We start from the raw sequence: 589 nt of genomic DNA on the forward strand, positions 1-589 counted from the left end.
CGTACGGCGTGGCAGTCGGCGCCGGGGGTGACCAGGATGTGCGCGGACATGGCGGGGTAACCCGAGGTGACCTCCCAGATGTGCAGGTCGTGCACCTCCACCACGTGTTCCAGGGCGGCGGTCTTGCGGCCGATCTCGGCGGGGTTCATCCCGGCGGGGGCGGCCTCCATGAAGACCCGGCCGGACTCGCGCACCAGGCCCCATCCGGCCTTGAGCATCAGGGCGGCCACGACGAGGGCGGCCAGGGCGTCGGCCCGGGCCCAGCCGGTCAGCCAGATCACCGCGCCGGCGGCGGTGGTGGCGATGAAGGCGAACAGGTCGTTGAGGATGTGCTGGAAGGCGCCCTCGACGTTCAGGCTGGCGCGGTTGGCCCTGCTCAGCAGCCAGGTCGCGGCCAGGTTCACGGCGATTCCGGCGATGCCGGTGGCCACGACGTAGGCGCCTTCGACCTCGGGGGGCTCGATCAGGCGGCGTAGGCCCTCGTAGACGAAGTAGACGCTGAGCAGCAGCAGGGTGATGCCGTTGATCTGGGCGCTGATGATCTCGGCGCGTTTGAGGCCGTAGGTGAAGCCGCCCTGCGGCGGGCGGG

The 589-nt window shown here is 71.0% G+C and carries 1 protein-coding gene; it reads right to left on the reverse strand.

All coding sequences use genetic code 11. The features are described from left to right. Positions 1–589, reverse strand: a 589-nt coding sequence (locus tag HHX35_RS42405; RefSeq protein WP_182904250.1) for a cation diffusion facilitator family transporter, incomplete at both ends; no start/stop codon positions are given.

The organism is Microbispora sp. H10830 (genome assembly GCF_014161375.1).
GTDB classification, from domain to species: Bacteria; Actinomycetota; Actinomycetes; order Streptosporangiales; family Streptosporangiaceae; genus Microbispora; species Microbispora catharanthi.